Here is an 8,491-nt window from a genome sequence, read left to right on the forward strand (position 1 = left end):
ATGCGATTAAGACCTTAATTCAAGAAGGCAATTTTACTAAAGCAATGAAACAATCCTATGCGAATAGAATTGATAAGATGATTGTTGAGTATGAGAAAGCGGGTGCAGAAGGGGCTTTCAAGGCTGGTTTAGAGGCTGGTCAATTACTGCAAGAGACGGTGGGGATACTTGCCGGTGGTTTGGGTTTGGCTAAAGTTGGTACAAAATTCACAAAAGCAGCTGCTACTTTTACGAAGCATCAAGTTCATAGAGTAATTAATCACACTGTTTTGAATCGAGTAATTAATGAAGTTGATAATATCGCTGTATCAACCGATAAAGGATTTATCAATGGCACTAAAGTTTGTGGAGCAAGTTGTGAAATAAAAGCAACTAGTAAAGCTGAGCAAGCTTTAATTGATGATATTGTTAAAAATGGGGATATCAAGGGAAGTAAAACTGAAACCCTTATTAGTGATCTTGCAAAACGCTCAGGTTATGAACTATTACAGGGAGGGAAATATGGCTCAAATAATGGTTTTGATCATGTGTTAGTAGGCAAAGATGGTTCAGTAGTCATTATTGATAGTAAACAAATAAAAACTAATGGGGCAATTCAGGTGAGTTCTAAGGGGGCAGGAAATACCAATCAGTTGTCAGAAAAATGGATTAAGGAAGTTGTGTATAAATTACCTGAAAATGATCCAACAAGAACTGCGATAATAAAAGCTATTGATAATGATAAATCTGTAAAAACTATTATAGCAGGTGTAGATAAATCAAATGGTAAAGTTGTGTTATTACCAGTTAGAGTTCCTAATAAGAAGTAATCATACGAGGTCAATATGGAAAAATATAAAGTGTTTTTAGGTAGCGATATTGCAAAGACTTACAGTGATGCTAAAAAATTTACCTGGGAACGGGTTAATTCGTTTTCAGATAATTCTTATCTCGTATTATTTCAAAGAATAAAATTAATTGATGAGTTTCGTGGAGATGTGTTTTTTTCAATTGGTTTATTAGATGACTATCATCGTGCATTAGCCTCTAAGCATTTATTAGAAAATGATATTTCAGGATTTAAAGAAAATGCTTCTATTTCAGGTTTATTAGGTATTCTGTCTGAATATGATTTTCAATGGGCGTACAACGGAATTAATACAAATTTCTTTTTTATGAGTTTGCTTTCAGATAATCAAAAGTTGATTGATTATTTAATTAAACATCGTGATGAAATTGTGGATGTTTCTGTCCTTTATAATCGCGCTGATACAAGGGCCTTTTTTAACGCTAATACTTTATTGGCATTAAGTGGCGATTGGCAATTATTAAAAGAACGCGCACTCACGTTCTTAAATGATGAGAAAAAAGCTCGTAGTGATTTAAAGCGTATTCCTGATCATGAATTTTATGTGGCACTAGCAGATAAAAATATAAAAGGAATGCAAGAGGCTTTAGATAAATTACTCGAACTTAAGTTTGCTAAACGAGCAGCAAAAGGAACACTTTTACATTTTGATTTTTACTTGCAACCGCAAGTTTTAATGTATGCCAAAATTGCAGCAATCCACGGTTTTGATTTGAGTATTGATAGCCCTATAGCGCCAAAAGAATTGATTGATATAAATCCATTAGCAGAATATAAAATTCCTTATGATTTTATGAAATCATTTGATTTTGATGCGCCCCATCAAGTTTGGGTAAATTATGTCAAACAAAGAATGGAAGAAGCGAAGCAAAAGAAAGTTGAAAATAAAAAAGGATTTTGGGCTTCGCTATTTGGTCGATAAGTCAGGAATAAGCATTAAAGTGCGGTTAAAAACATAAGCGATTTTGACCGCACTTTTTGTCTTTTCAACGATACTTATACTAAGTAAACCTTATTTATAATTTCACATCCAACTTCGCGTAAGCTCGTTCTACTTTTTCTAATGCTTTTTCTACGGAAATATCACGAGCAAGTAATAGGAGGAAGCAGTGGCAAGGAAGATGGTGAAAGCAAAACTTACCAAGCGAGCCACTTAGATACACAAACCGTGACTTTAAACAGCCAAGGTGATACCAACCTGCTAGGGAGTCAAGTCAAAGGTAACACCGTTAATGCCAATGTGGGGGGCAAGCTCAACATTGAAAGTTTACAAGACGAAGAACGCTTTAAAACCAAATCAAGCGGAGGCGGTTTAGAAGTGGAATTTGGTTTTGGTAATAACTGGAGCTTGAGCGGTTATGGCAATGCTTCCAAAGGCACGACTTACCGTAAACAAGTGAATGAACAAGCCGGTATTTTTGCGGAAGAAGGGGGTTATCATATTGACGCCCAAAATGTTCATTTAAAAGGTGGTGCGATTGCAAGCACTGACCCAACAAATAGCAAATTAGCCACAAACAAGCTGACCTTTGAAGATATTCAAAATGAATCAAGCAGTAAAGCTGCCAGCGCAAGTATTAGCGGAAGCTTAAAAGAGTCAAAAGAAAAATGGGTGGATAACGAAACGGGCAGAGCGGTTAAACCGAACACAGAAAATAGTACCAAACTAGACAGTCAGCGTAGTGGCGGTATAAGTCCGGGCTTGCCGATGTTACAACAAAGCAGCGACAGCTCAACGACGAAAGCGACATTGACGGAAGGGACGGTTATCTTGAATAAAGATAAGAATCCAACCATCACGACAGCAAAAGAGTTAGGTATCAATACAGACCTTGCTCAAGCTAACAATCAAGTTGCACAGACGAAAGATGTGAAAGCGCAAATCCAAGAGCAACAACAGATTGCTGCGGCAGTGGGACACGTTAAGTCAGCAGTGGATACCTACACTGATAATCTTTACGAAGAAGCTAAGCAGCAAGAACGCGAAGCAAAAATTGCATTTGAGCAAGGAAAAATTAGCGCAGAAAAGTATCGTGAAGCTGTGGTTAATACAGAAAATTGGGAGATGGGAGGTAAGTATAAACAAGCTACAGATGCGATAACGGCAGTTGTGACTTTAGCGGTTGCCGGCAAACCAACAGAAACAGTTGTCACCGCCGGACTTTCTCCTTATCTCAACTCAGCGATTAAAGAAATCACGAAAGATATTCCTGAATTGAATATTCCAGCTCACATGATCTGGGGAGCAGTAGAATCGCAATTAATGGGGGGTGATGCGCTTTCCGGTGCTTTATCGGTCGGTGCGGGGGAGGCTGCAGCTCATTATCTTGCGAAAGAAGTTTATCAAAAAGATATCAGAGAGCTGAGTGAAGATGAAAAACATAACATCAGCGCATTGAGCCAACTCACTGCAGCTATTACCAGCGGTCTAACTTCAGCGGTTGGAAACGAAAATGCCACGACGATTGTTAGTAATCTAAGCATTGATACTGTCACTACCAAAAATGCGGTTGAAAACAACTTCGTGAAAGCTGCGGTGACAGGTGCCAAGGTTATTTACAAAGCAGCTAAAGCGCGTATAAAAAATGGTCGATTAAGTGCTGCTGATTTAAAGAAAACTCTGAAAGAAGAAGGCTTAGATATTGCAGATAATCTTTATACATTATTTGATGGAGAGCTTTCTTGGGATGATGCGCTTGCGGTGATTGATTTAGTGGTGGGTACAGAATTTAATACCGCAAATAAAGGTAAAGCTGCAAAAGCGATTGAAGAGCTGAATGATGAGATTAGTAAGAGATTAATTAAAAAAGAAAAAGGTGACACTTACAGAGGTGGTCCTCATTCTAAAACAAAATCTCCAACTAATGATGGATTAGATTCTCATCACTGTCCTGCAAAAGATTGTTATAAAAATTCTCTTATAAGTGGTGAATTTGGGCCGGCGATTAAAATGGATCCTGAGGATCATAGATTGACAGCTAGTTACGGTAGAAGTAGAGAGGCTCAAGCATATAGAGATAAACAAAAAGAACTTTTAAATGAAGGTAAATTAGAAGAGGCTATTAACATGGATATAATGGACATAAAACAAAAATTTGGTAGTAAATATGATAAGGCTATAGAAGAAATGCTAGAATATTCTAAAAAACTAGATCCTAACCAATTTAAAGACAAGGGGAAATAAATATGAAATTTTCTTTATCAAAAGAAAAAGAAGAAAAGTGTCTTTTTTATAAACAATCAAGAGAGCATGTAAGAACTGTTTTAGCTTCTAATTATGTAGAGTTTAGAAAAAGTCAATTTTCATCGAATACTGCAGATAATTTCAATAAGTTGGGTGTTCATTGTTTTTATGATGAATATAACCTCTTGCAAGAAATTGAAATTTTTAGACCTAGTTTTGTATCTATCCTAGATATTGATTTTTTAGGTAAGAGAAAGGATGAACTTGAAAAAATTTTATCTGATTTAAATATAAAATATGATTCTGATGATATGGGTGTTATTATTGAGGAGTTAGGTGTTAGTACCGTTTCTGATAATATGAGTATAACGGAGTGTATATATTTTAATTTACTTGACTCTCTGTATATAAATTTATCTTTATAATAAGGGAGTATCTATTTAAATAATTTATTTTATTAATAATAAGTTTTAAATAATCGCAAAAATCCTTATGCAGGAAATTAAAAATGAATTCAGAATATGAAAATATTTATAAGAATATAGCAGAGACTATATGGTCTATGATGCCAACTGAGGCGGAAAAATATGTAGTTCAATGTGAGTTTATTGATTCTTCAGCTAGAAGAAGTATGTTTTGGATTACTCATGATGGGATAAGAATGGATTATAACTTTGATAATTATCCTGAAGAGAAAGAATCCGAGATACTACATTATCTTCAGGAATTGAGAAAGTTGATGACTTCTTTTGGGTCTGAATGGAATCAATGTGAATTTGTTCTAAATGAGAATGGTAAATTTAATATTAAATTTGCCTATATTCCAGAGGTGGATAGTTGGGGATCGCTTTACTTAAGAGGGATTAGCGATCTTACCTTGGAAGAAGCTGAAGAGCACAATATTCCAAGAGAAATCTGGGAAGAGCGAATAAAAGCGAAGGAAGAAACAGCAAGATAGTTAATTTTGACATGAAAAGTGCGGTTAATTTTGGAGAGATTTTAAAACTCCTTAAAAAAATTGACCGCACTTTTGTATTTTCAACGATGTTTATGTTAAGTAAACCTTATAATTTCACATCCAACTTCGCGTAAGCACGCTCTACTTTTTCTAATGCTTTTTCTACGGAAATATCACGAGCAAGTAAGTAATAGGCGGAAGCAGTGGCAAGGAAGATGGTGAAAGCAAAACTTACCAAGCGAGCCACTTAGATGCACAAACCGTGACTTTAAACAGCCAAGGTGATACCAACCTGCTGGGGAGTCAAGTCAAAGGTAACACCGTTAATGCCAATGTGGGTGGTGGCAAGCTCAACATTGAAAGTTTACAAGACGAAGAACGCTTTAAAACCAAATCAAGCGGAGGCGGTTTAGACGTGGAATTTGGTTTTGGTAATAACTGGAGCTTGAGCGGTTATGGCAATGCTTCCAAAGGCACGACTTACCGTAAACAAGTGAATGAACAAGCCGGTATTTTTGCGGAAGAAGGGGGTTATCATATTGACGCCCAAAATGTTCACTTAAAAGGTGGCGCCATTGCAAGCACTAATCCAAAAAACAGTGAATTAGCCACAAACAAGCTGACCTTTGAAGATATTCAAAATGAATCGAGCAGCAGTGCAGCGAGCGCAAGTATTAGCGGAAGTCTCAAAGAGTCAAAAGAAAAATGGGTGGATAATGAAACGGGCAGAGCGGTTAAACCGAACACAGAAAATAGTACCAAACTAGACAGTCAGCGTAGTGGCGGTATAAGCCCGGGCTTACCAATGTTTGAGCGAGACAGTGACAGTTCAGTTACCAGAGCGACATTGACGGAAGGGACGGTTATCTTGAATAAAGATACGAGCCCGACACAGACCACAGCAGCCCAACTAGGCATTAACACAGACCTTGCCCAAGCTAACAATCAAGTTGCACAGACGAAGGATGTGAAAGCGCAAATTCAAGAGCAGCAACAGATAGCCTCGGCAATTAACAATGTGAAAAGTGCGGTGGAGACCTACACGGCGAATCAACAGGAAGCAGCTGAGCAAGAGGTGAGACGTCTTGAAAGCCAAAAACAACGGGCTATTGCGCAAGGCAATGCGGAAGCGTTGATACAAATCAATCGTGACTTAAACAGCGTAAAAGAAGCAGCGAGAGATTGGGGCACAAGCGGCAGTTACAAACGTATTGCTGACACGGTCACTAATGTGCTCACTTCTGCTATTGCAGGTGCGCCAACAGAAGCCATTGCTACGACCGCGGTATCACCTTGGGTCAATCAAGAAATTAAACGGCTGACCACAAACAGCGAAACGCAGGAAGTGGATAAAATCCCAAATGCTATCGCGCATGCGGTGTGGGGCGCGATTGAGGCGGCAGTGGCGAAAGACAATGCCACGGCGGGTGCGATTGCTGGGGCGAGTAGTGAGCTTGCTGCGCCATTAATAGCCAAAACGCTTTACGGCACGGACGACCCGAAACAGCTCACTGAAGTGCAAAAACAAAACATTATTAACTTGAGTTCACTTGCCGGTGCAATAGGTGCGGGCATCGCCAATGGAAATGGCAGTGGAACGGAAGTTCTTACAAGCGCAAACCAAGGCGCGGAGATTGGGAAACGGGCAGTGGAGCATAATGCTGTAAACCAAGAGCAATCTGGAACAGATGAGGAATTTCTTGAATTATTTAATAATTCTCCTTCCAAAATGGGGCGTACAGTAGGTAAAGATGCTGAAGATGCAATGCTAAGATTAGATGATATTGAATTTAAATTGCCACCGACTCCAGCAACAACAGGATATTTTAATCTTAGGAAAGGAAGATATATCTATACTGAAGAAGGTGGATGGTTAGATATGACACACTTTCTATTTTATACTGGTGTGGCATATTCTGAGAAAAAAGGATATTTAGAAAGACAAGATAGAGTTAAAAGTATAAATGAACATAATGCTTTTTACCTATATGACAAAATATCAGCTTATTCACCTGACCAAGTTGCCAACTTAGCTATTAGTAAAGCTGTTCAGAAAGGATATCAGCAAGAACGATTAGATGGGTTAAAACCTTCAAGTAAGCATTCATCATACTCTTATGAAGATCTCCCATCAGATCGTTATGGGGCTATTTTTGGTGCAAAATATTTTGACCCAAAATCAGATTTAACTTTTGGAGAGCAGCTTTCTAATTATTTGAAAATACTAAAACCTACTAATCCTAAATTTGCTCCTAATTACAGTGAATTACCTGTAAGGGATTATGGAGTTCACCCAGGAATAGAAAATAAAACTACAAAACCACTATATACGAGAGGTAATAAATAATGAGAAAAAAATTATTAATTATTTTTTTTACTATTGTGATATTTTCTTTTGGTTTATTTTGGGTTGATAATAAGCTTGCTATGAATAGGATGATATTTATATCAGATGTTATTAGTGAATATATTCATAAACATGGTAGGATTCCTAAAAATTTGTATTTAGCATCTAATCTCTTTCATGAAAACCGAGAGTCCCCATGTGAGTTTTGGAATTTATCGATTCCAGGAATTGGAATTTGCTTTTATTCTCCCTGGGAGGATAAATATTTCATACAAGTCGATTCGATTTTCTCAACATTAGTATTATCCTCAGATAATAATGAAACTATGTTTTTTGATCCTGGATTATAGGATGTATGGAGTTTTTTTAAAGGAAGGTAGCAACTGTATTCCACCTAGATAGCGCACGTTTCCTAATGCGTGCTTTAATCTAACTAAAAATAAACAAACTGAAGTTATTCATGAAAATAGTAAACATCTGAATCAAATGAAATTGATGTTTTAGGCACGCGTTAGGAAACACACATCATAGAGGTTGAATAAGAATTTGTTAGATCAAAAAATACTAAAAGATAAGGTGCATGCGAAAAAAGAAGGTAGTAAATAATGAAGAATATTATTTTAACTTTACTATCTTTCTTTGGGGCTGTTATTTTATTTTTTTATTGCATTGTTGTATGCTCAAATGGATGTAGGGATAAAATATATCCATTATGATTTATTAATTGAGGAAGCTTTTATGATATCTCTAAAACTGCATTTTATCATTTTGCCTATACATTTTTTAATATCTAGAAGGAAATAAGAGAGATATTTCAAAAAAGTATGTTAAAAATATCAAGTTCTTAATTTACAACTTCTTAGAACCTTACAAGTTATTTGAAAGATATATAATTTTAAACTTCTGATATAAAAGTGCGGTCAATTTTCAAAGAGTTTTAAAACCTCTCAAAAATTGACCGCACTTTTACAAGTAAAACGTATCACGAGAATATGAATAGCTTTGGTACATGTAGCAGCATTTTTATAATTTAGAACCAGTCATGTGACAACCGGATTTAATGTGAGCTACCGTTTTTAATGCTCACGCTTTTAGATGAATAAATTGATTAAAACCAAACAGAATTTAAAACTTTAAAGGAAATTAAAAAATGAA

The 8,491-nt window shown here is 36.5% G+C and carries 6 protein-coding genes and 3 pseudogenes; 7 read left to right on the top strand and 2 right to left on the bottom strand.

Annotated features, from left to right (window positions below; translation table 11 throughout):
• Both DV415_RS09960 and DV415_RS09965 read left to right on the top strand, forming a co-directional pair.
• A pseudogene (locus DV415_RS09960) lies at window positions 1–809 on the top strand (hypothetical protein); the annotation flags it as partial.
• A gap of 15 nt (window positions 810–824) precedes the next feature.
• Window positions 825–1,769: an Imm49 family immunity protein gene (locus DV415_RS09965; RefSeq protein WP_118791746.1), complete on the top strand. Its 945-nt coding sequence runs from the start codon at window positions 825–827 to the stop codon at window positions 1,767–1,769.
• Between the two features lie 94 nt (window positions 1,770–1,863).
• On the opposite strand, the pseudogene DV415_RS10390 reads toward DV415_RS09965, so the two are convergent.
• Window positions 1,864–1,947 (bottom strand): annotated as a pseudogene (locus DV415_RS10390) (phosphoribosylglycinamide formyltransferase); the annotation flags it as partial.
• Here DV415_RS10390 and DV415_RS09970 point away from each other — a divergent pair.
• The 3 genes from DV415_RS09970 to DV415_RS09980 all read left to right on the top strand — a co-directional run bounded on the left by DV415_RS09970 (window position 1,911) and on the right by DV415_RS09980 (window position 4,989).
• Window positions 1,911–4,031 (top strand): hemagglutinin repeat-containing protein, encoded by a 2,121-nt coding sequence (locus DV415_RS09970; RefSeq protein ID WP_204626723.1) that lies wholly within the window; start codon window positions 1,911–1,913, stop codon window positions 4,029–4,031. The pseudogene DV415_RS10390 and the gene DV415_RS09970 sit on opposite strands and share 37 nt — an antisense overlap.
• A gap of 2 nt (window positions 4,032–4,033) precedes the next feature.
• On the top strand, window positions 4,034–4,456 hold the full coding sequence (locus tag DV415_RS09975) for a hypothetical protein (protein ID WP_118791096.1): 423 nt from the start codon (window positions 4,034–4,036) through the stop codon (window positions 4,454–4,456).
• A gap of 83 nt (window positions 4,457–4,539) precedes the next feature.
• A complete protein-coding gene (locus DV415_RS09980; protein WP_118791095.1) occupies window positions 4,540–4,989 on the top strand; it encodes an immunity protein YezG family protein in 450 nt (149 codons plus the stop codon).
• Between the two features lie 106 nt (window positions 4,990–5,095).
• Here the strand turns inward: DV415_RS09980 and DV415_RS10440 are convergent.
• A pseudogene (locus DV415_RS10440) lies at window positions 5,096–5,176 on the bottom strand (phosphoribosylglycinamide formyltransferase); the annotation flags it as partial.
• A gap of 3 nt (window positions 5,177–5,179) precedes the next feature.
• Here DV415_RS10440 and DV415_RS09985 point away from each other — a divergent pair.
• Together DV415_RS09985 and DV415_RS09990 are read left to right on the top strand one after the other, a co-directional pair.
• On the top strand, window positions 5,180–7,336 hold the full coding sequence (locus DV415_RS09985; RefSeq protein WP_118791747.1) for a hemagglutinin repeat-containing protein: 2,157 nt from the start codon (window positions 5,180–5,182) through the stop codon (window positions 7,334–7,336).
• Window positions 7,336–7,686, top strand: coding sequence for a hypothetical protein (locus tag DV415_RS09990; protein WP_118788340.1), 351 nt, complete (start codon window positions 7,336–7,338; stop codon window positions 7,684–7,686). The genes DV415_RS09985 and DV415_RS09990 overlap by 1 nt, the downstream gene beginning before the upstream one ends.
• Window positions 7,687–8,491 lie beyond the last annotated feature (805 nt).

It is taken from the genome of Haemophilus haemolyticus, from assembly GCF_003490595.1.
In the GTDB taxonomy this organism is placed as follows: Bacteria; Pseudomonadota; Gammaproteobacteria; order Enterobacterales; family Pasteurellaceae; genus Haemophilus; species Haemophilus haemolyticus_L.